This is a genomic window from Streptomyces sp. JJ66, from assembly GCF_019303495.1.
GTDB lineage: Bacteria > Actinomycetota > Actinomycetes > Streptomycetales > Streptomycetaceae > Streptomyces.
Genome location: NZ_JAEVFI010000027.1, coordinates 53,972 through 75,875 on the forward strand (window position 1 = coordinate 53,972; position 21,904 = coordinate 75,875).

General features: G+C 74.3%; 16 protein-coding genes. 12 read left to right on the top strand and 4 right to left on the bottom strand.

Going from position 1 to position 21,904, the window contains the following annotated elements:
* The 6 genes from JJV70_RS18000 to mnhG are packed head-to-tail and all read left to right on the top strand — an operon-like array spanning position 1 to position 6,304.
* Complete coding sequence (locus tag JJV70_RS18000; protein WP_219049029.1) at positions 1-3,012, top strand: Na+/H+ antiporter subunit A; 3,012 nt, start codon at positions 1-3, stop codon at positions 3,010-3,012.
* Positions 3,009-3,470: a Na(+)/H(+) antiporter subunit C gene (locus JJV70_RS18005; protein ID WP_308294887.1), complete on the top strand. Its 462-nt coding sequence runs from the start codon at positions 3,009-3,011 to the stop codon at positions 3,468-3,470. Before JJV70_RS18000 ends, JJV70_RS18005 begins: the two co-directional genes overlap by 4 nt.
* Positions 3,467-5,002 (top strand): proton-conducting transporter membrane subunit, encoded by a 1,536-nt coding sequence (locus JJV70_RS18010; RefSeq protein ID WP_219049030.1) that lies wholly within the window; start codon positions 3,467-3,469, stop codon positions 5,000-5,002. Before JJV70_RS18005 ends, JJV70_RS18010 begins: the two co-directional genes overlap by 4 nt.
* Entirely contained in the window at positions 4,999-5,682 is a 684-nt protein-coding gene (locus JJV70_RS18015; protein ID WP_219049031.1) for a Na+/H+ antiporter subunit E, read from the top strand. The genes JJV70_RS18010 and JJV70_RS18015 overlap by 4 nt, the downstream gene beginning before the upstream one ends.
* On the top strand, positions 5,679-5,945 hold the full coding sequence (locus JJV70_RS18020; protein WP_219049032.1) for a monovalent cation/H+ antiporter complex subunit F: 267 nt from the start codon (positions 5,679-5,681) through the stop codon (positions 5,943-5,945). Before JJV70_RS18015 ends, JJV70_RS18020 begins: the two co-directional genes overlap by 4 nt.
* Positions 5,942-6,304, top strand: coding sequence for a monovalent cation/H(+) antiporter subunit G (mnhG, locus tag JJV70_RS18025; protein WP_219049033.1), 363 nt, complete (start codon positions 5,942-5,944; stop codon positions 6,302-6,304). Before JJV70_RS18020 ends, mnhG begins: the two co-directional genes overlap by 4 nt.
* A gap of 147 nt (positions 6,305-6,451) precedes the next feature.
* Here the strand turns inward: mnhG and JJV70_RS18030 are convergent, their stop codons facing one another.
* Positions 6,452-7,549 carry a helix-turn-helix domain-containing protein gene (locus JJV70_RS18030; RefSeq protein ID WP_219049034.1) on the bottom strand — a complete coding sequence of 366 codons (1,098 nt, stop codon included), beginning with the start codon at positions 7,547-7,549 and terminating at the stop codon, positions 6,452-6,454.
* An 82-nt stretch (positions 7,550-7,631) separates the two neighbouring features.
* Entirely contained in the window at positions 7,632-9,155 is a 1,524-nt protein-coding gene (locus JJV70_RS18035) for a tryptophan 7-halogenase (protein ID WP_219049035.1), read from the bottom strand.
* A gap of 272 nt (positions 9,156-9,427) precedes the next feature.
* Between JJV70_RS18035 and JJV70_RS18040 the strand changes: the two genes are divergently transcribed.
* The 5 genes from JJV70_RS18040 (at position 9,428) to JJV70_RS18060 (ending at position 17,118) form a co-directional block, all read left to right on the top strand.
* On the top strand, positions 9,428-9,871 hold the full coding sequence (locus JJV70_RS18040) for a pyridoxamine 5'-phosphate oxidase family protein (RefSeq protein ID WP_219049036.1): 444 nt from the start codon (positions 9,428-9,430) through the stop codon (positions 9,869-9,871).
* Positions 9,872-9,913: 42 nt separating this feature from the next.
* Positions 9,914-13,192, top strand: a complete 3,279-nt coding sequence (locus tag JJV70_RS18045) for an amino acid adenylation domain-containing protein (protein WP_257574154.1) — start codon at positions 9,914-9,916, stop codon at positions 13,190-13,192.
* A gap of 300 nt (positions 13,193-13,492) precedes the next feature.
* On the top strand, positions 13,493-16,396 hold the full coding sequence (locus tag JJV70_RS18050) for a BTAD domain-containing putative transcriptional regulator (protein ID WP_219049037.1): 2,904 nt from the start codon (positions 13,493-13,495) through the stop codon (positions 16,394-16,396).
* Between the two features lie 171 nt (positions 16,397-16,567).
* The gene (locus tag JJV70_RS18055) at positions 16,568-16,714 is read left to right on the top strand and encodes a hypothetical protein (protein ID WP_219049038.1); all 147 of its coding nucleotides are present in this window, start codon (positions 16,568-16,570) and stop codon (positions 16,712-16,714) included.
* 185 nt (positions 16,715-16,899) lie between these two features.
* Complete coding sequence (locus tag JJV70_RS18060) at positions 16,900-17,118, top strand: hypothetical protein (RefSeq protein ID WP_219049039.1); 219 nt, start codon at positions 16,900-16,902, stop codon at positions 17,116-17,118.
* Positions 17,119-17,223: 105 nt separating this feature from the next.
* Here the strand turns inward: JJV70_RS18060 and JJV70_RS18065 are convergent, their stop codons facing one another.
* Positions 17,224-19,755: a serine/threonine-protein kinase gene (locus JJV70_RS18065; protein ID WP_219049040.1), complete on the bottom strand. Its 2,532-nt coding sequence runs from the start codon at positions 19,753-19,755 to the stop codon at positions 17,224-17,226.
* A 209-nt stretch (positions 19,756-19,964) separates the two neighbouring features.
* Positions 19,965-20,924, bottom strand: coding sequence for a VOC family protein (locus tag JJV70_RS18070; RefSeq protein WP_257574155.1), 960 nt, complete (start codon positions 20,922-20,924; stop codon positions 19,965-19,967).
* A 194-nt stretch (positions 20,925-21,118) separates the two neighbouring features.
* Here JJV70_RS18070 and JJV70_RS18075 point away from each other — a divergent pair, with 194 nt between their 5' ends.
* Positions 21,119-21,766, top strand: a complete 648-nt coding sequence (locus tag JJV70_RS18075) for a TetR family transcriptional regulator (protein WP_219049041.1) — start codon at positions 21,119-21,121, stop codon at positions 21,764-21,766.
* The last annotated feature ends 138 nt before the right edge of the window (positions 21,767-21,904 follow it).

Here is a 21,904-nt window from a genome sequence, read left to right on the forward strand (position 1 = left end):
GTGGCATTTCCGGTGGGAGAGGACGGCAAGCGCGTGCTGAGCCTGGTGGTGCTGCACCTGGTGGGTGCGGCGCTCCTGCCGGTCGCCGCGCGGCGGCTCGGGCGCGCGGTGTGGGCGGTGGCGGCGCTGCCGCCGCTGGTGACGCTGGGGTGGGCGCTGGCCCGGGCCGGGGCGGTGCTGGACGGGCGGGCGGTGACGGAGTCGGTCGCGTGGGCGCCCGCGCTGGGGCTGGAGCTGGCGTTCCGGCTGGACGCGCTGTCGCTGCTGCTGACCTGCGTCGTCGCGGGCATCGGCGTCGCGGTGCTGGCGTACGGGGCGTGGTACTACCGTGCGGGGCACGGGCGGGAGTCCGGGCTGCTGGTGGCGTTCGCGGGCGTGATGCTCGGGCTCGTCCTGGCCGACCACCTGTTCCTGCTGTACGTGTTCTGGGAGCTGACGACGGTCGCGTCGTTCCTGCTCATCGCGGGGCGCCGGGAGGGCAGGGTGCGGCGCCGGGCGGCCGAGCAGGCGTTGCTGACGACGGTTCTGGGCGGCCTGGTCATGCTGCTGGGCCTGGTGATGCTGGGTCAGGCGGGCGGGACGTACCGGATCTCACAGCTGCTGGCCGATCCGCCGCGCGGCGGGCTGGTGCCGGTCGCGCTGGTACTGGTGCTGTTCGGGGCGTTCACGAAGTCGGCGCAGTTCCCGCTGCACGCGTGGCTGCCGGCCGCGATGGCGGCGCCGACGCCGGTCAGCGCGTACCTGCACGCGGCGACGATGGTGAAGGCGGGCGTCTACCTGGTGGCGCGGCTGGCGCCGGGTTTCGCCGAGGTGGCGCCGTGGCGGCCGCTGGTGCTGGTGGTGGGGCTCTACGCGCTGGTGGTGGGTGCGTGGCAGGCGCTGCGTGAGAGTGATCTGAAGCGGTTGCTGGCGTACGGCACCATCAGCGAGCTGGGTCTGATGATCGCGCTGCTGGGGACCGGGACGCGCACGGCCGCGCTCGCCGGGGTGCTGCTGTTGCTGGCGCACGCGCTGTTCAAGGCGAGCCTGTTCATGGTCGTCGGCGTCCTGGATCATCAGGCCGGGACGCGGGATGTGCGCGAGCTGTCCGGGGTGGGCGCCGCGCTGCCCGTGCTGTGCGGGGTCGCGGTGCTGGCGGCGGCGTCGATGGCGAAGCTGCCGCCGCTGCTGGGTTTCCTGGCGCAGGACGGCGCGCTGGAGGCGTATCTGCACAGCCCCGTCGGTGGCCACTTCTGGGCGCTGGCGGCGGTGTTCGGCGGCTCGGTGCTCACCGTCACCTACACCGCGCGCGCAGTGTGGGGCGCGTTCGCCCGCAAGCCGGACGCCGCCGGGCCGACGCCGGTTCAGCGCCCGGCGGCCGGGTTCGTCGCCCCGGGCGCGGTGCTCGCGGTGCTGGGTCTGGCCGCCGGGGTGGCCTACGGCGTTCCGGACGCGGTGGGCGCCGCCTACGCCGAGGTGTACCCGGTGGCGTCCGGCAAGCCGTACCACGCGGCGCTGTGGCACGGGTGGACGCTCGCGCTGGGGCTCGCCGCGCTCATCGTCGTGCTCGGCCTCGCCCTGCACGCCGCGCGCGGGACGCTGACGCGGGTGCTGGGGCGGCTGCCGCGCCTGCCGGACGCCGAGGAGGGGTACCGGCGCACGCTCATCGCCCTCTACACGAGCGCGGTCGCCGTCACCCGGGGCACGCAGGCCGGTTCGCTGCCGCTCTACCTGACGGTCACCCTGACCACCGTCGTGCTGTTGCCGACGGCCGGGCTGCTGGCCGCGCTGCCGCCGCTGGACGCGGTGCGGGCCTGGTGGACGCCGATGGAGGTGCCGTTGGCGGTGGCGGTGCTGACGGCCGCCCTCGCCGTAACGTTCCTGCGGCACCGGCTGACGGCCGTCCTGGTCACCGGCGCCGTGGGCTACGGCGTCGCGGGCCTGTTCGCGCTCCAGGGCGCGCCGGACCTGGCGCTGACCCAGTTCCTGGTGGAGTCCCTCACGCTCGTCGTCGTGGTCCTCGTGCTGCGCCGCATGCCGCCGCGCTTCACCCCGGCCGGGCAGGCCCGGACCGGGCGCTGGGTGCGGGTGAGCGTGGCGGTGGCCGTGGGCGTGTTCGTCGCCGGGTTCGCGCTGGTCGCCACGCAGGCGCGGCAGACCTCGGGGCCGTCCACGGGCTACCTGCGGCGGGTGGCGGAGACCGGCGGCGAGAACGTCGTCAACGCGATCCTCGTGGACTTCCGCGCGCTGGACACGCTCGGCGAGATCTCCGTGCTGCTGGTCACCGCGATCGGCGTGGGGAGCCTGGTGCGGTTCTGGCCGGGCGAGGAGGAACCGGCCGCGTCGTCCACCCCGGCCGCCGGAGCGGAGCGCCCGCCACGGGAACGCGGCACGCGGGAACGCGGCACGCGGGAACGCGGCACGCGGGAACGCGGCACGCGACAACGCGCCAGGCCGGCTCGCGGCACCCCGCAGACCGCCGCGCGCTGGGACGAACCGCGCGAGCGGTGGCTGCCGGGCGCCGGGCAGCGTCCGGGCGCCGAGCGCTCGGTGCTGCTGGAGGTCGTCACCCGGCTGTTGTTCCCCTCCATCGTCGTGCTGTCGCTGTTCCTGCTGTTCTCCGGCCACTACCGGCCCGGTGGCGGCTTCGCGGGCGGGCTGGTGGCCGGTCAGGCGCTCATCCTGCGCTACCTGGTGGGCGGCACGGCCGACCTGGGCCTGGCCGTGCCGCTGGCGCCCGGACACCTCGCGGGCGGCGGGCTCGCCCTCGCCGGGACGTCGGCCGCGCTGCCGCTGGCGTTCGGCGCGCCGCCGCTGACCAGCGCGCTGTGGGAGTGGCACGTGCCGCTGCTGGGCACGGTCAAGGGGTCCACCAGCCTGTTCTTCGACATCGGGATCTACGTACTCGTCGTCGGCGTCATCCTCAAGCTGCTGGCGGCGACCGGTACCCCGCTGCGGGCGTCCTCCGGGGGAGCCGGGGAGACCGGGGAAGCCGGGGAAGCCGGGGAAGCCGGGGAAGGGGGCACGCGGTGAGGAGTCTGGACGCCACCATGGCGATCGTCGTCGGCGTGCTGTTCGCCGTCGGCGTCTACCTGCTGCTCCAGCGGTCCCTCATGCGGACGCTGCTGGGGTTCATCGTGCTCGGGCACGGCGCGAACCTGCTGCTGCTCGTCGCGGGCGGGCCGCCGGGCAGGACACCGGTGGTGAAGGACGCGTCCGGCGACGTCGAGCGGTACGCCGACCCGCTGCCGCAGGCGATGGCGCTCACCGCGATCGTCATCACCTTCGGCGTCACCACGTTCCTGCTCGCGCTGGCCTACCGCTCCTGGCGGCTGTCCGGGCACGACGAGGTGCAGGACGACCCGGAGGACCGGCGCATCGGCGACGTCAGCGAGCGCGCCGACGTCGAACCCGCCCCGCTGGAGCCCCGGCCCGCGCCCCGGCCGGGGCCCCGACGGGAGCCCCGGCCGGACGAAGGAGACGCCCGATGACCGTGACGTCGGGCCTGGTGCTGGCCCTGGTGGGGCTGCCGGTGCTGCTGCCCGTGCTGGCGGCCGGGCTGTCCCTGGTCGTCGCCCCGCACAGCACGAGGCAACGCGTGCTGACCGGCGCGGTGCTCACCCTCGTCCTGGCCGACGCGATCGCCCTGCTGGTCGTGGTCGAACGCGACGGCCCGGTGGTGGTACGGGCCGGGGAGTGGGCGCCGCCGCTGGGCATCGTGCTCGTCGCCGACCTGCTGGCCGCGATGCTGCTGGCCATCGCCGTACTCGTCGCGCTCGCGGTGCTCCTGTTCGCCGTCGGCCAGGACAGCGCCGACCGCAGCGGCGCGCTCGCCATCCCGTTCCACCCGGCCTACCTCGTGCTCGTCGCGGGCATCGCGCTGGCCTTCCTCTCCGGCGACCTGTTCAATCTCTTCGTCGCCTTCGAGATGCTGCTCGCCGCGTCCTACGTGCTCATCACGCTCAACGCCGGTGAGCCACGGGTACGGGCCGGGATGACGTACGTCATGACGAGCCTGACGTCCTCACTGCTGTTCCTGACCGCCATCGGCCTGGTGTACGCGGCCACCGGCACCGTCAACCTCGCCGACCTCGCCGATCAGGTGCCCCGGCTCGAACCCGGGCTGCGCACCGCGCTGAGCCTGCTGCTGCTCGTGGTCTTCGGCATCAAGGCCGCCGTCGTCCCGCTGCACTTCTGGCTCCCCGACAGCTACCCGAGCGCGCCCGCGCCCATCACCGCCGTCTTCGCCGCGCTGCTGACCAAGGTCGGCATCTACGCCATGGTGCGCACCCAGACGCTGCTCTTCCCGCGCGACGACACCTGGTGGGTCGGCGCGGCGCTCGCGGTGGCCACCATGCTGCTGGGCATCCTCGGCGCCATCGCCCAGGACGACATCAACCGGCTGCTGTCCTTCACCCTCGTCAGCCACGTCGGCTTCATGGTGTTCGGGCTCGCGCTGTTCGACGTCGCCGGGCTCACCGGCACGATCCTCTACATCGTCCACCACATCACCGTGCAGGCCACCCTGTTCCTCGTCGCCGGGCTGGTGGTGGACGCCGCCGGGACGCCGGAGCTGTCGCGCATGGAACGCGGCGAACGCGAACGCCCCCTCCCCGCGGCGACCGGTGTGCTGTTCCTGCTCGGCGCGCTCAGCCTGGCCGGGGTCCCGCCGTTCTCCGGGTTCATCGCCAAGTTCGCCCTGCTGCGGGCAGCCGTCGCGCACGGCGGCACCGCCGCCTACCTGCTCGCCGCCGCCGCGCTCGTCACCAGCCTGCTGACCCTGTACGCCATGGTGCGCGTGTGGCGCGGTGCGTTCGCGCCCCCCGGCCCGCCCAAGGTGCCGCTCGGCCGCCGCCTGGGCACGCCCCGCCTCGCCGTCGCCGCGACCCTCGGCATGGCGGCGACCGGCGTGCTGCTCGCGCTCGGCGCCGGTCCCCTGTCCGACCTCAGCGAACGCGCGGCCGCCGGTCTGGTCCGCCTCGACACCTACCGTGACGCGGTGCTGGGCGGGGGTGCGCCGTGACCCGCCCCTCACCCCGCCCCCGCCCCCGCACGCGCCAGCTGCTGGGACGACTGCCGTCGGTGCTGTGGCTGTGGCTGCTGTGGGTGCTGCTGTGGTCGCCGCCGACCGCCGTCGTCGTCACCGGCGGCCTGCTGGTGTCCGTCGGCGTCGTCGCCGCGTTCCGGCTGCCCGAGGTGAGCCCGCAGGTCTCGGTGCGCCCGCTGCGGCTGCTGCGCCTGGCCGCCGCTGTGCTGTGGGACATCGTCGCCTCCGCCGTCGCCATCGCCTGGGCCGCCGTCCGGCACGGGCCGCGGGTGCGGGCGGCGGTCGTCGAGATGCCGCTCACCGCCGACACCGACCTGCTCGTCACCGCGACCTCCCTGCTCACCACCATGACCCCGGGCAGCCTCGTGCTGGAGATCGACCGCGAGCGGCGCCTGCTGTACGTCCACGTGCTGCCGGTGACGGGACCGGCGGACGCCGAAGCCGAACGCCAGCGCCTGCGAAGCGGCGAGGCGCGGCTGATCGCCGCCCTCGGCCGGACCACGCCACCGGACGCGGACAGCGGCCCGCAACCGCCCGGGGGCGGCGGCCCACAGCCGCCCGGGGACGGCGGCTCCGGGCCGCCCGGAAGCGACAGTCCCCCGCTGCCCGGCCACGGCGGCGCGCAGCCGCCCCCGCACCGGAAGGAGCCGTCTTGACCGTCGTCTACGCCCTCACCTTCGCCCTGCTGGGCATCGCCGCGCTGCTCACCACCATCCGTCTGGTCCGTGGCCCGGGCGTGCTGGACCGCATCGTCACCCTGGACGTGCTGGTCACCCTGCTCGCGGCCGGGATCGCCGTCGGCGTGGCCGTGCGCGAGGACGGCGCGGGCGTCCCCGTCCTGCTGGCCGTCGCGCTGCTCGCCTTCGTCGGCTCCGTCACCGCCGCGCACCTGGTGGAGGAACGCGAGGGCATGCGGTGAGTACCGTGCTGGACGTCATCTCCGCCGTGCTCCTCCTCACCGGCGCCCTGTTCTGCCTGCTCGCCGCCCTCGGCTTGCTCCGTTTCCCCGACGCCGTGTGCCGCCTGCACGCCGCGGCCAAGGCCCAGACCCTCGGCCTGCTGCTCATCCTCCTCGGCGCCGCCCTGCAGGCTCCGTTCCGCTACGCCGCCCCCCTCGCCCTCGTCGCCCTCTTCCAGCTCCTGACGATCCCGGTGACGAGCCAGATCGTCGGCCGCACCGCCTACCGCACCTCGTCCCTGTCGGCCCCGTCCCTCACCGAAGACGCCCTGGCCCCCCGCATCCCCCCAGCCGAACGCCGCCCCAGCGCGGAGGAGTGACCCGGGGGGTGGCTCTCCACTGGGCCTGAGGGCTCCCGCCCGTGGACCCGGTGATCTGCCAGCACAGTCCTGAGGACGCCAGCCACTGCGCACGCGCGAAGTGACTGAGCGGTCCGGTGTCCAGTACATCGGCGGTCGGCGTCTCCGTCACGACGTCACTTCCCTGATTTCCCTCTCCTCCGCCGGAGGCAGGTCAGGAAGGGAATCCTGGTCAAAAGTGTCGCGAAGCAGGTCCAGGGCTCGGTCCGCGGTGATCACTTCACGGCGGTAAAGCCGCAGTACCGCCTGCTCGTAGGGGCGGGGGAGAGAAACCGGGGCCAGTTCATCCCGGACGACGAGGTTCTTCTCCACGATGTCGGCCTGCTTCGTGGTGACGCCGCGAATACCGTCCGCCCGGCCTCTGGAGACGAGACCGACCTCCAGGAGCCTGCGGGCCAGCGTCGCCATGTCCGCTCCGTAGTGACTGGCAGCGCGCACTGCGGCGTCCCGCCACGTCTCATCCGGGGTAGCGAGCCAACCCTCCCAGCGGTCCCTCAGGTCATCGCCAGGCATGAGCAGGGCGCGCGCGAAACGGTCCAGCGTGGCCTCGATTCCCTGGGCTTCGGTAGCGGCAACTCGCCAGTCCAGGGAGAACTCGTCGGCGATGAGATAGTGCCCCAGCTCGTGAGCGGCAGCGAGGCGCCGTCGCCCGACCCGCCAGTGGCCGTTGATGAGCGCGACGCCGCCGCGCTCCAGTAGCACTGTCGCAGCGTCCGCGCCCTCGCCGAGATCCATGGCGAAGACCAGCAGCCCCACACCTGCGGACAACCGGGAGAGGTCATGTGCGGGCTGTTCTGGTTCCAAGCCCAGGAGACGCCGCGCAGTGACGGCCAATTCCTCCGCCGCCTCCATGGTGGCTGGGTGCGGCACCGGTTCCGGTTGGCCCTCCACCAGATGGGGGCAGCGTGAGCTGACGAACTCGCAGTCGCGCACCAGGGAGTCGAGCATGGTGTCGATGGCCTGTACGGCCACTCCCTCGTGGGCTCCACGGTAAGAAGCGAGCGCGGGTGGAGCCTCGTCAACGAACCATTCCACTCGCCGCCCCAGCTCACGCGCGATGGCCACAAGCTCCACAGCGCCCACCCGGCGGCTACCCGACTCGATCTTCGCCAGGGCTGTTCGGTCCATGCCAATGGCCGCGGCTAGCTGGGCCTGAGTGACCCCGCATTCCACGCGGGCTTCCGCGATGCGCACTCCGATCTCCACTTGTGCGAATTTAGCACAGCTCAGGCCAGCGGACCCGGGCGATACCGGTATCGACGCATCCGGTGGCTTCGGCTGGGGGCTGTTACGGCTCCGTCCAGTGGACGCCGTCGGGGGTGGCGAGCAGGCCACCCGGGAGCAGGGGTGCGGCTTCGCCGAAGTGGGCGCCGGGCGCGGTGCCGCGTTCGAGCGCGACGCCCTGTTCCCAGGTGCTCAGCAGCATGTCGTCGGAGTCCGGGGCGTGCGCGACCCGGTGGGCGTCGGGGACGTCGGGCGCCGTGGCCCGCAGCAGCGCGCGCGAGGTGCGGGTGACCTGGGCGCCGACGGCGGTGGGGTGGGCGAGGGAGGGTTCGCCGGACGCGACGCCGCCGACGAGCGCGACGAACGCCTCCAGTTCGCTCGCGCCGCAGCGGGCGACCTTGCGGGCCTCCCAGAAGTAGGAGTCGCGGTCGCGGTGCATGTCGTAGAAGGCGGCCAGGAACGCGTAGAACAGGCCGTACTCGCGCCGGTACCGGGCCTCGAACTCGGCGAACGCCCGCTCCTGGCCCACCGTGCCCGCCAGGACGCTGTTGACCGAGCGGGCCGCCAGCAGGCCGGAGTAGGTGGCGAGGTGGACGCCGGAGGAGAACACCGGGTCCACGAAGCAGGCGGCGTCGCCGACGAGCACCAGGCCGGGCGTCCAGAAGGCGGTGTCGCAGTAGGAGTAGTCCTTGCGCACCCGCACCCGGCCGTAGGGGCCTTCGGTGACGCGTTCGGCACCGGCCAGGTAGGAACGGACCAGCGGGCACCGGTCGATGAGGCGGCGCAACGCCCGGTCGGGCGCACCCTGTACGGCGTGGGCGGCGTCGCGGCGGACGACGGCGCCGACGCTGGTGAGGTCGGCGGTGAGCGGGATGTACCAGAACCAGCCATCGTCGAAGGCGGCGCACAGGATGTTGCCGGTGTGGGGAGCGGGCAGGCGGTGGCCGCCGGTGAAGTAGCCGAACAAGGCGAGGTTCTGGAAGAACTCCGAGTACACCCGGCGCCCGCCGGTGTGCTGGTGCAGGCGGCTGCGGTGGCCGGACGCGTCCACGACGTAGCGGGCGCGGGCCTGGCGGGCGCGCCCGTCGGCGTCGGCGTACCGCAGCCCGCACACGCGGCCGCCGGGCTCCTCGCGCAGCACGTCCAGCGCGGCGTGCCGCTCGCGGACCTCTACCCCGTGCCGCCGCGCGTTGTCCAGCAGGATCTGATCGAACCGCATGCGCTCGACCTGGTAGGCGTACGGCGCCGGACCGGCCAGCTCGGGTGACTCGTCGAAGGTGAACGTCCACGGTTCGGGGGCCGTGCCCCAGCGGAAGGTGCCGCCGCGCTTGACGGTGAACCCGGCGTCCCGGATCTCGTCGGCGACTCCGAGCAGCGCCGCGATGCCGTGCACGGTGGCGGGCAGCAGGGACTCCCCGATCTGGTAGCGCGGGAACTCCTCTTTCTCCAGCAGCAGCACGCGGTGGCCCTGCCGCGCGACGAGGGTGGCGAGCGTGGCTCCAGCCGGGCCACCGCCGGCGACGATGACGTCGTACTCGGTGACCGGGGCGTCGCCGGGTGAAGTAGTGGGTGCTGTAGATGCGTTCACCTGCGGTCCTCCATCCGCCGCCGTGGAAGTGGCCGTGGTGGCTGTGGCCGTCCCCTGCGTCAGGGTATAGCCCGAAACGGTGAAAATCGGTACCGTATCCGGTAATTCTTCCTCCGTCGCCCGTCCGGTGCGGAGTTGAGAGGAGCACCGCCGTGGTCACGCCGCCGCTGTCTGAACCTCCACCCGGTGACCTGCCTCAGGGCACGCCCGGGGAGACCCCCGGGGTCACGTCCGAAGCCGTGCCCGGGGATTCCGCGTCTGGGCTGCCCGCGATGGCGCGGGAGCAGCGTGCGGCGTTCCTCTCGGGGGTGCACGTCGGCGTACTGGGTGTGCGGGACGTGCGCCGGGGGGCGGACGGGCCGCTGCTCGCCCCGGTCTGGTACGCCTACGAACCCGGTGGCGACGTCGTGGTGCAGACGGGCCGCTCGTCGCTGAAGGCGCGCTGCGTGCTGGCCGCCGGGCGGTTCAGCCTGTGCGTCCAGACCGAGGCGCCGCCCTACCGCTACGTCAGCGTGGAGGGACCGGTCGTGGAGGTGCGGGACCCGCTGGACGCCGAGGCCCGGGCCGCGCTGGCCCACCGCTACCTGCCCCCGGAGACCGCCGGGGGCTACCTCGCCGCCACCGCCAGCCAGCTCACCGACGACATCACCCTGCGCATGCGCCCGGAGCACTGGCGCTCCGCTGACTTCGCCGCGTTCGCGCAGGAGTTCAGCTAACCCCGCACGACCTCAGCTCACCCGCACGCACCGGGAACACCCATGAACCCCTTGCTCGACGCGGGCCATTCCGTGCCCGCCGCGTGGAACGACACCGCGACCGACTACCCGCGCACGAGCTGCCTGCACCACCTGTTCGAGCGCATCGCGCACGCCCTGCCCGACGCCGTGGCGGCCGAGCAGGGGCCCCGCAGGCTCACCTACGGCGAGCTGTCCGCTCGTTCGGCCGCACTGGCCGCGCGGCTGCGCACGGCCGGGGTGCGTCCGGGCCGGGCCGTCGGCGTGTGCGGCACCCGCTCGCTGGAAGCGCTGGTCGCGCTGGCCGGGGTGCTGCGCGCGGGCGGCGTCTGCGTACCGCTGGACGCCAGCCAGCCGCCTGGGCGGCTTGGGGCCATGGCCGAGGACGCGGGGGTGGACGCCGCCGTCGTCCTCCCCGGCGGCGCCTGCACCGTACGCCGCCCCACCGTGCGGCTGGACCTCGCGGACGGCGGCCTGGTGCCCGGAACCGGCCCCTGGCCGGGCGCCGAGGTGCGCAGCACGGGAATCGGGGTGCGGGAGGCCGACGCGGACGCCGGAGGCTGTGCGCAGATCGTCTTCACCTCCGGCACGACGGGACGCCCCAAGCCCGTCGCGGTGACGCACCGGGGCATTGTGCGGCTCGTCCGCTCCGACCCGCGGCTGGGGGCTCCGGGGCCCGGGGACGCCGTGCTGCACGCGTACGAGCTGTCCGCCGACGCCTCCACCATCGAGATCTGGTCCGCGCTGCTCACCGGCGCCCGCCTGGTCCTCGTGGACCGCGCGGAACTGCTGTCGCCAGCCGCGCTGGAGGGCCGCATCGCGGACGCCGGGATCACCCACGCCTACCTCACCACCAGCGTCTTCCACCTCGTCGCGCGCACCCGGCCCGGCGCGCTGCACCGGCTGCGGTACGCCTCCGCGGGCGGCGAGGTGCTGGACCCGGCCCTGGCCGCCGCCGTCACCGCCGCCTGCCCCGGCACCACGGTGTGCAACCTGTACGGGCCGACGGAGAACTCCGTGGTCTCCACCGTGCACGTGCTGGCCCCGGGCAACCGCGACACGCCGCTGCCCATCGGCCGTCCGCTGGCCAACTCGACCTGTCACGTGCTGGGTACCGACGGCACGCCCGCCGGCGTCGGGGAGGTCGGGGAGCTGTACGTCGGCGGGGACGGGCTGGCACTCGGCTACGTCGGCGACCCGGACCTGACCGCCGCGCGCTTTGGCACCGTGGCCGGGACCGGTGAGCGGCTGTACCGCACCGGGGACCTCGCCAGGTGGCGGCCCGACGGCGCACTGGAGTACCACGGGCGCACCGACCGCCAGGTGAAGGTGCGCGGGCTGCGCGTGGAACTCGCCGAGGTCGAGGCACGGTTGCGGGCGTGTCCGGAGGTCGGTGAGGCGGTGGTGCTGTACGACGCGGACGCGGGCACGCTCGCCGCCTTCGTCACGCCGGTGCGGGCGGACGCCGGGCCGGTACCCGTCGAACGGGTGCGCACGCGGCTCGCCGAGTGGCTGCCCGCCCAGTCCCGGCCCGGCGTGCTGCACTCGGTGCCCGCGTTCCCGGTGACCGAACGCGGCACGGTGGACGAGCACCGGCTACGGAGGTGGGCCGCCACGTCAAAACCGCGCGCACCGGGACCGCGCGCGCCGACACCGGATGCGGACGCGGCCGGTGTGCCCCGGGCGCGGGCCGCCGGACTGCTGCCCACGCTCGCCGCCGTCTGGCGCACCGCGTTGCGGGCCGAACCGGCGCCCGGCGACGACTTCTTCGCGCTCGGCGGCGACTCGCTGCGGGCCGCCGAGGTCGTCGCCCGCACGCTCGACGCGCTGGACCTCGACGCCGCGCACGGCAGCCGCCTCGTCCGCGCCCTGCTCGACGACCGCACGCTGGCGGGCTACACAACGGCGGTACGGCAACTGCGGGACGGCGCGGGCGACTCGGGCAGCGGTGTCGCGGGCGCGGGCGTCGGCGCGGCTCCGGGGGACGCCGGGGAACGCGGGGACGCCGGGGACGCCGGGGACGGCAGCGGCGCCGGGGCTCCGGGTGTCGCCGGGGAACGGGGCGGCGCCGGGGAACGCGGGGACGCCGTTGACTACGAGGCCGAAGCCCGCCTCGGGTTCACCCCGCCGCCCCCGCGCGGACCAGCGCCCGCCTGGCCCGCCCCGCGCGAGGTACTGCTCACCGGCGCCACCGGGTTCGTCGGCGCCTACCTGCTGGACCGGCTGCTGCGGCACACCGGCGCGCGCGTGCACTGCCCGGTCCGTGCCCGCGACGCCGGGCAGGCGCTGCGCCGGGTGCGGGCGAACCTCACCCGGTACGGCCTGCGCACCGACGGCGTCGCCGACCGCGTGCGGTGCTTCCCCGCCGACCTCGCCGCCCCCCGGCTCGGCCTGCGCCCGCCGCACTGGGCGGACCTCGCCGGCACGGTGGACCTGGTGCTCCACTCCGGCGCGCGGGTCAACTTCCTGTACCCCTACCGCGCGCTGCGGGACGCCAACGTCGGCGGCACGCGGGAACTGCTGCGCCTGGCCGCGCCCCGCCGCGTCCCGGTGCACTTCCTGTCCACGGTGGCGGTGCTGGCCGGGTCCGGCGTCGCGGGCGTGACCTGCGCGGCCGAGGACGCGCCGCTCAGCCACCCCGAGGCGCTGAGCATGGGGTACGCGGAGAGCAAGTGGGTCGCCGAACGGCTGCTGCGGCACGCCGCGCACGCCGGGCTTCCGGTGACCGTTCACCGCCCGTACGAGGTGATGGGCGACCAGAGCACCGGCGTCTGCAACACCGAGACGGCGATCTGTTCCCTGCTGCGCGTCGTCGCGGACACCACGCTCGCGCCCGACATCGCGCTGCCGATGGACTTCGTACCCGTCGATTACGTGGCCGACGCCGTCGTCACCCTCGCCACCAGCCACCGGGCCGACGGGCGCACTTACCACCTCACCAACCCGCGCCCCGCCGTGCTGCGCGACGTGCTGGACCGCATGCGCGCGGCGGGCTGGACGGTGCGCACGGTGCCGTACGCCCAGTGGGTCGAGCACCTGGTGCGGTACGCCGGACGCCACCCCACCAGCCCGACGGCGCCCTTCGTCTCCCTGTGCGTGGACCGGTGCCGCTCGGCCTGGGAACTGTCGGTCAAGGAGATGTACCTGCACGGCACGTTCCCCGCCCTGCGCCGCGACAACGCCGTGCGTGACCTCGCCGGGCTCGCGTGTCCCCCCACCGACGCCGCCCTCATCGACCACTACCTGCGCTACCTGGCCGCGTGCGGGTACCTGCCCCCGCCGGGCGGGCAGCGGGGCGGCTGAGCCCCTGCCCCGCCCCAGCCGCCCGCGAGCGCCACCGCGCAGCGGGACACCGTGCGGCGTGGGGCGGGCAGCAGTGGATGTTTCGGCCAACCGGCGGTGGTGGACGGGGCGGCGCGCGGGCGCGAAGTCCTGTAGCTTCGCTCAGTTGGCCGGTGCCAGGTAAGCCCGGGGCGCGGGCGGTGAGGGGTGAGACCAAGCCATAGCGCACAGGGGGAACTGCCCATTCCGGCAGGGAGAGGGCAGACTGTGGAAACGCGGCACCGCACGACGGGAACACCCGGAATACGAGGGGGGGCACTCATGGTCGCCGACCCGGGCACGGGGCTGCGCTTCGCGGTGTTGGGCCCGATGCGGGCCTGGCGCGACGGAGAGGCGCTGAACACCGGCTCGCCGCAGCAGAAGGCACTGCTCGCCGCGCTGTTGCTGCGCGGCGGACACACCGCGACCGCGCCGGAGCTGATGGACGGCATGTGGGGCGAGGAGCCGCCGCAGCAGGCGCTCGCCGCGTTGCGCACGTACGCCTCGCGGCTGCGCAAGGTGCTCGGGGCGCAGACGCTGGTCACCGAGTCGGGCGGGTACGCCATCCGCACCGGCCCGGCCGCGCTGCTGGACGCCGACGAGGCCGCCCGCCTGGCCGCCGACGCGGAGAAGGCCGCGCACGCCGGTGACCGCCCGCGCGCCCGCGCCCTGTACAGCGAGGCGCTCGCCCTGTGGGACGGGGAGACCCTGGCCCACGTCCCCGGCCCGTACGCCGCGACCCAGCGCACCCGGCTGGAGGAGTGGCGCCTGACGCTGCTGGAACACCGGCTGGACCTGGACCTGGAGACCGGCTGCCACAGCGAGGCCGTCTCCGAGCTGACGGCGCTCACCGCCGCGCATCCCCTGCGGGAGCGGCTGCGCGAGCTGCTGATGCTGGCGCTGTACCGCAGCGGCCGCCAGGGCGAGGCGCTGGCCGTCTACGCCGACACCCGCCGCCTGCTGGCCGACGAGCTGGGTGTGGACCCGCGTCCGGAACTCTCCGAGCTCCAGCAGCGCATCCTGCGTGCCGACGACTCCCTGTCCGCGCCCGCCGAGGCCACATCCGAGCCGTCCTTCGTCCGCCCACACCAACTGCCCGCCACCGTCCCTGACTTCACCGGGCGCACCGCGTTCGTCACCGAGCTCAGCGCCCAGCTCGCCACGGCGGAGGGCTGCGTCATGGCGGTCTCAGCAGTGGCCGGGATCGGCGGCGTCGGCAAGACGACCCTGGCCATCCACGTCGCCCACACCGCGCGCGAGCACTTCCCCGACGGGCAGCTGTACGTGGATCTCCAGGGCGCCAGTGCCAGCCCCGCCGACCCGCAGGCCGTGCTCGGCGCCTTCCTGCGCGCGCTCGGCACCCCGGACACCGCGATCCCCGACGGCCTGGACGAACGCGCCGCGCTGTACCGCTCGCTGCTGTCCGGGCGGCGCGTCCTGGCGCTGCTGGACAACGCCCGCGACGCCGCGCAGGTGCGGCCGCTGCTGCCGGGCACCGAGGGCAGCGCCGCGCTCATCACCTCCCGCGCGCGCATGATGGACCTGGCGGGGGCGCACCTGATCGACCTCGACGTGATGAGCCCCGACGAGGCGATGACCCTGTTCACCCGCATCGTCGGCGCCGAACGGGTGGGCGCCGAACGGGAGGCGGCCATGGACGTCGTCGCCGCGTGCGGCTTCCTGCCGCTGGCCCTGCGCATCGCCGCCGCCCGGCTGGCCGCCCGCCGCACCTGGACGGTCGCGGTGCTGGCCCGCAAGCTGGGCGACGAACGCCGCCGGCTGGACGAACTCCAGGCCGGCGACCTGGCGGTGGAGGCCACGTTCGAACTCGGCTACGGCCAGCTCGACGCCGAACAGGCCCGCGCCTTCCGGCTGGTGGGCCTGGCCGACGGCCCCGACATCTCGCTCGCCGCCGCCGCCGCGATGCTGGACCGCGACGTGGACACCACGGAAGAGCTGCTGGAGTCGTTGGTGGACACCAGCCTGCTGGAGTCGGCCGCGCCGGGCCGGTACCGCTACCACGACCTGCTGCGGCTCTACGCGCGTGCCTGCGCGGACCGCGAGCACCAGGCGGGCGAAGGCGAGGCCGCGCTCTCCCGCCTGCTGGACTTCTACCTCGCCACCGCCACCGAGGTCTACCGCCTCGGCCGCCCCGGTGACCGCGTCCCGGCCCACCTCACCCCCACCACCCACCCCGGCCTCACCTTCCCCGACCGGGCGGCCGCCGTGGACTGGCTCTTCCGCGAGGCCGACTGCCTGTTCTCGACGGCCCGGTCCCTGTCCGGCCCCACGACCGTGCGCCGCTCGGTCGAACTGCTGCTCGTCACGCGGGATCTTCCGGAATCCGGGGTCTACTCGCGGCAGACGGTGCAAGCGGGCGAGAAACTGCTCGCCGTCGCGCAGGAGGCGGGAGATGCCCTCAGTGAGGCACGGGCACACACCATCCTGACCATCGCCAACACGGTGCACGGGGCCTTCCAGGAGGGGTGGGACCACGCCCGGGAGGGCCTGCGCGTCGCCAAGAGGACCGAAGACCCGCTCGCAGCCGGTCAACTGGCGAACGAGCGCGGCATCCTGGGCTTCCTCAGCGCACGGTACGACGAGGCTGAGGCGTGCCTGGAGGAGGCCGTGGCGGAGTTCCGGCGCGACGGCAACATGCCCGGCGAGGCCAGCGCGCTGAGCAACCTCTCCCGGGTGCACGGCAACACCGAGCGCTATGTTTCGGCCGTTCAGCTGGCCCGGCAGGCACTCAGCATCTACGAGGAGTGCGGAGCGGGCCGCCGCATCGCGAACTCGCTGTACGCCCTGGGCATCGCCCTCGCCAAGGCGGGGCGCACCGAGGAGGCGCTGACGCATCTGGGCCGGGCCCTGGAGGTCTTCCGCGCGGAACGGCTGCCGTTGTGGGAGGGCATGACCCTGTTCCGGACGGCCGAGGTGCACCTCACGGTCCACGCGTACACCCGGGCGGCGGCGCTGGCGGAGCAGGCACTCACCCGTCTTCGCGGTATGGGCGGCGACTGGCGCCGCAGCCAGGTACTGGTCAGCCTCGGACGGGCGTTGCGGGGTCTGGGCCAGTCCGACCGCGCCCGTGCCTGCCTGGAGGAGGCGCTGCGCGTCTTCGAGGAGCGCGGCGCCGCGGAGGCCGAGGAGGTCCGCGCCCTGCTGGGCACGCCGGCCGTGGCCTGAAACGCGATCGGGTAACCCGTTCATCGTTCGTTTATTGCCTTTCGGCATGCTCAGAACATCGAGTCGTCGCCTCACGCGGATGACGGTTCGATGGGGGTCAGCTCGCCCGGCGACTGGCAGGGGAGTCGCCGGACGAGCTGAGGCAACGGCAACGGGGAAAGTGAGAAAGCCATGGCAGAACAGGGCAAGCGCACCATCGCCGTCAAGCCCTTGAGCGAGGGCCACCCCACCGGGGAGCCCGCCCCCGCGCGGGACGGGCACACCACGGGAGAACCGCGTAAGCAGGACGGTCACACCACGGGCGAGCCCGCCAACTGACCACTGTCCCGGTGGAACAGGGGCCGACCACGACGGCTGGGAGGGGAGTCGTCGTTGTCGGCCCCGCACGCGTCGGCCAGCAGTTCTGCGCTCAATATCAGCCAACTTGAGGCTATCCACACCATTGGCGCAGTCTGCGGGCTAACGTCCTACTCGCAAGTACGTCCGAACAAGGGGAGGATTTCATGACCCGGGCCAGGAAACTGCTCGCCACCTCGGCCGTGGCCGCCGGTGCGGTGGCTGCCGTGCTGGCGCCCCACCTGGGCGATGGCCACACCTACAGCCCCGTGGCGGGCGACGGCCACACCTACGTCACGCCGCTGGCCGATGGCCACACCTACGTCACGCCGCTGGCCGATGGCCACACCTACAGCGCACCGATGGGTGACGGCCACATCATGTAAGCCGCGGTGCCGCGAACACGCCAGCGCCCCGCCACGCAGGTCGTGGCGGGGCGCTGGCGTGTTCGGGACCCCGGGCGGGGGGCTCGCGGCCGCGTGGTCGCCGCGTCAGGCGGGGAGGCGGGTGCCGTGTTCGGCGTCGAGGGCGTAGACGCAGCGGTCCTTGCTGCAGGCGTAGACGACACCGCCGGAGACGAGCGGTGAGCCGGTGATCTCGCCCTCCGTGGCCAGTTTCCACCGCAGTTGGCCGCCGACCGCGTCGAGCGTGTAGAGCGACTGGTCGGTGGAGCCGAAGTGGACCCGGCCGTCCACCGCGACGGGGGTTCCGACGAGGTCACCCTGGGCCTCGAAGCGCCAGCGCCCGGTGCCGGGCACGGCGTCGATGGTGTAGAGCGCGCTGCCGCTGGGGACGTGCACCAGACCGTCGGCGACGGCCACCGGGGCGGTGGTGGTGCGCGCCTGCGTCGGGATGCGCCAGCGGTCGTGGCCGGTGGCCGGATCGAGCGCGTACACCACGCCACGGTAGTCGGCGACGTACACCCCGCCGCCCGCGACGGCCGCGCCCGGGGCGAAGGCGGGCGGGCTCAGGAACGGATCGGGGCCGTGGAAGCGCCAGCGTTCGGTGCCGGTGGCCGCGTCCAGCGCGAGGATGCGCGTGCCCGCGCAGACGTACAGCACCCCGTCGGGGGCGGGCAGCAGGCGGATCGGGACGCCGCCGGTGGCGGAGGCATCGCCCACCGGGTACGTCCAGCGCTCGTCGCCGCTGCGGGCGTCCAGCGCGTAGAGGCGGCCGTCGGCCCACAGGTAGACGGTGCCGCCGTGCAGCACGGGCGCGGCGTCCGGCGTCTCGAAGTCACTCTGGGCGCCGGTGAGTTCCCACAGGCGTTCACCGCCGGACGCCGACCAGGACTGCACCGCCCCGCCCCGGGTGGCGGTGAGGACCACACCGTCCGCCGCGCGCAGGGCGTACACCCAGCCATCGACGGCGAGCTTCCAGCGCTCGGTGCCGTCGCGCGCGTCGAGGGCGAACAGGCTGGGCCCGTCGGACGCGTGTACGCCGCCGTCCGCCACGGCCATCGACCAGGCGACGTCGCGCGTCTTGAACCGGCGCCGGCCGGTGGTGGTGTCCAGCGCGTGCACCTCGAAGGACGTGACGTAGAGCAGGCCCTCGGCGACAACCGGCGTGCCCCAGACGTCGTTGGACATCCGGAACCGCCACGGTCGCCACCGCCCGGGCGCCGGAGTCGCGACCGGGGGCACGGGGGACGCGGGCGCGGGGGACACGGCAGGGGCACCCGTCGGCGGACGGACCCACTCGGCGCCCGGAACCGGGGCCGGACCCCGGCGGACGTCGGCACGCAGCGGTCCCGCGCCGAGGGGAGCCGGAGCGCCGGGCAGATGCACGGGTGCGGCGTCCACCGAGGCGGACGGAGCGCCGGAGGTGCCCACCGCGACCGGTGCGGGCAACGGCGGCGGGGCTGGCGCGTGCGACGGCGGCCCGGGGACGGCGGCGGGCTGCCCGGCCGGAGCGGGCGGCGCCCCCGGCGGCCGCGCCCCGGACGCGTGCCCCGGACCCGAGTGGCCGGGACCCGAGTGCCCCGGACCCGAGTGCCCCGGACCCGAGTGCCCCGGACCCGAGTGCCCCGGACCCGAGTGGCCGGGTCCGGCATGCCCGGGACCCGCGTGCCCGGAGCCCGCGTGCCCAGAGCCACCGGGTCCGCCCGGGCGGCGCACTGGCCGGTTGCGTCCGCCGCGCTTGCGCTCGATCAGCTCCACCGCGCCGGCCGGCAGCCAGGCGGAGGCCGTGCCGCTGTCGTCGCCGCCGGAGGAGAACAGGTGCGGCGCGAGCTGCGCCTGGAGGTCGGCGGGCGTGGGGCGCCGCTCGGCCTCCATGTGCATACACGCCTCGATCAGCGGCGGCAGCTCCTTGGGCAAACCGGCCAGATCCGGGCCCTCGCGCAGCAGCATGAACACCGTCTCCACCGGGTTGGCGCCGTGGAAGGGCGCGTGGCCGGTGGCGGCGTAGACGAGCGTCGAGCCGAGCGAGAAGACGTCGCTGGCACCCGTCACGCTGCGCGAGTCCTTCGCCTGCTCCGGCGACATGTACGCCGGGGTGCCGACGGCGACGTTCGTCATGGTCAGCCGGGTGGTGGAGACGCCGGAGGCGATACCGAAGTCGATGACCCGCGGCCCGTCCTCGACGACGAGCACGTTCGACGGCTTGAGGTCCCGGTGCACCAGCCCCGCGCCGTGGATGGACTGCAACGCCTCCGCGATCCCGGCCGCCAGCCACCGCACCGCCTGCGTCGGCAGCGGACCGCACTCGGTGACGATCTCCTCCAGCGACGGCGCGGGCACGTAGGCGGTGGCCAGCCACGGGATCGGGGCACGCGGGTCGGCGTCCACGACGGCGGCGGTGTAGAAACCGCTGACCGCGCGGGCCGCCTCCACCTCGCGGGTGAAGCGCACCCGGAACAGCTGGTCCTCGGCCAGCTCGGTGCGCACGGTCTTGATCGCCACCCGGCGACCGGAGGCGGACCGGGCCAGGTACACCAGCCCCATGCCGCCCGCGCCGAGCCGCCCGAGCACCTCGAACGGACCGATCCGGCGCGGATCGTGCTGGGTCAGCTGATCCACCATGCCCTCTCACCTCCCCGTGGGGCCCCACGTCGTACCCGCCCCGCAGCTTCGCACCGCTGCCCGGTGTCAGCGGTCCCCGTGCGATTGTTCCTGCCGACGGCGCCGGAGGCGAACCCGGGGGCGCTTCGGTCGTGTCTGCCCCACTCCCCCACAAACCTCCCACGAGCGAGGCCGGGCCGGGAGCCGCGACCGCCCCGCGCCCGGACTGACTACCGCCCGTCCGGCGGCGGGGGCCGCACGGACGGCGGCTTGGCCTCGGACAGGTCGAGGACGGCGAAGGTGGCGCCCTGGTTGTCGGCGAGCACCGCCCAGCGGCCGTACGGGCCGGTTTCGGCCTCCCGCGTGACGCGTCCGCCCAGCCGCCGGGCCGTCTCCACGGCGGCGTCCACGTCGCGCACGGCGAAGTAGGGGAGGAAGTAGGCGGGCAGCGCGGCCGGGGCGTCCGCCTCGATGAGGCAGCGGGCGAGGACGGCGTGCTCCTCGTCCACGGCCGCCCCGCGCGGCGTCCACACCACCATCTCGGGTGCCGCGGCCCCGGCTTCCGCACCGCCGGTGTCCCCCGCCTCCGCACCGCCGGTGTCCCCCGCCTCCGCCGCGTCCGGCCGGGCCGCGTTCCGCTCCCGCAGTTGCTCCTGCGCAAGCTCCTGGTAGCCGAAGACCTCCGGGTAGAAGGCGTCCACCTCGCGCGGGTGCCGGGTGTACAGGTCCGTCCACACGTACGCGCCGGGTTCGGCGCGTACCTCGAAGCCGTGGTGCACCGTGGGCTCCCACAGGCCGAACACCGCGCCGCCGGGATCGGCGGCGACGGCCATGACCCCGGCCGGGCCCGCGCCGACGGCACGCGGCTCGCTGATCACCTGGCCGCCGGCCGCCCGCACCCGCTCGGCGGTGGCCTCGGCGTCCGGGGTGGCCAGGTAGACCGTCCACACCGTGGGCATGCGGCCGTCGGTCTTCTGCGTCAGGGCCGCCGCCTGGCGCCCACCGAGGTGGGCCGGGCTGTAGGAGCCGGGGGCGGCCCCGGCCGGGGTGCCGAAGGTCCAGCCGAAGAGTTCGCCGTAGAAGCGCTGGGCGGCGGCCAGGTCGGGGACCATGGCGTCCGCCCAGCAGGGCGCTCCCTCGGCGTGGGCCGCCACGGGCGCGCCGGTCGGCCTGTCGGTCGGTGCCGCCATGGGACGGGCCCCTTCCTCCCGGTACAGCCGGGAATTTGAGGTTCACCGCATTTTCCCACCGATCAACGGGTCCGCACTTCCCCAGGCGGTCCGTACGGGGGACGCGACCGGCCCGGTTACCGTAGGGTCGCGGTGCGGTACCCGTTTGCCCCCTGGCCGGATGCGGGTCATTCGACCGTCGGTAAGCTGACGACATGACAGGAACAGTTCGAACTGTTGACGGCCGGGTGGCCGGACGGCGTGGGCAGGCGACGCGTCAGAAGCTGCTCGACTGCCTCAGCGACATGCTCAGCTCGTCGCCCTACCGCGACGTCAAGGTCATCGATGTCGCGCGCAAGGCGGGCACCTCGCCAGCGACGTTCTACCAGTACTTTCCCGACGTCGAGGGCGCCGTGCTGGAGCTGGCCGACACCATGGCCAAGGAGGGCGGCCAGCTCACCGAGCGCGTGGCGGACCGGTCGTGGACGGGCAAGGCCGGGGCGCAGACCGCCGAGGAGCTGGTCGAGGGCTTTCTGGCCTTCTGGCGCAAGCACGACGCCATCCTGCGCGTGGTGGACCTCGCGGCGGCGGAAGGGGATAAACGTTTCGCCAAGCTGCGTACCAAGCTGCTCACACCGGTCAGCGGCATGCTCACCGACGCGGTGAAGGAGCAGCAGGCCAAGGGCCGCGTCGATCAGGACGTCAACCCGGCGGCCGTGGCCGGGTCCCTGGTGACGCTGCTCACCGGCGTGGCCGGGCACCGACAGGGCTTCACCGCCTGGGGCGCGAAGCAGGCGGACATCAAGCCGACGCTGACCCTACTGGTCCACCTCGCCGTCACCGGCCGCAAACCGACTCGTTGACGTGCTCCCTGGCCCAAACAACCCGGTAACTCGCCCGGAAGACGGCGCGAAACGGAATGTTTCTGTCGAAGTCGGCCACGGGCGGGCGGTCTTCGCCGGGTGGGCCACACGGGTGGTCCGCCCGCCGCTAAGCTCGTC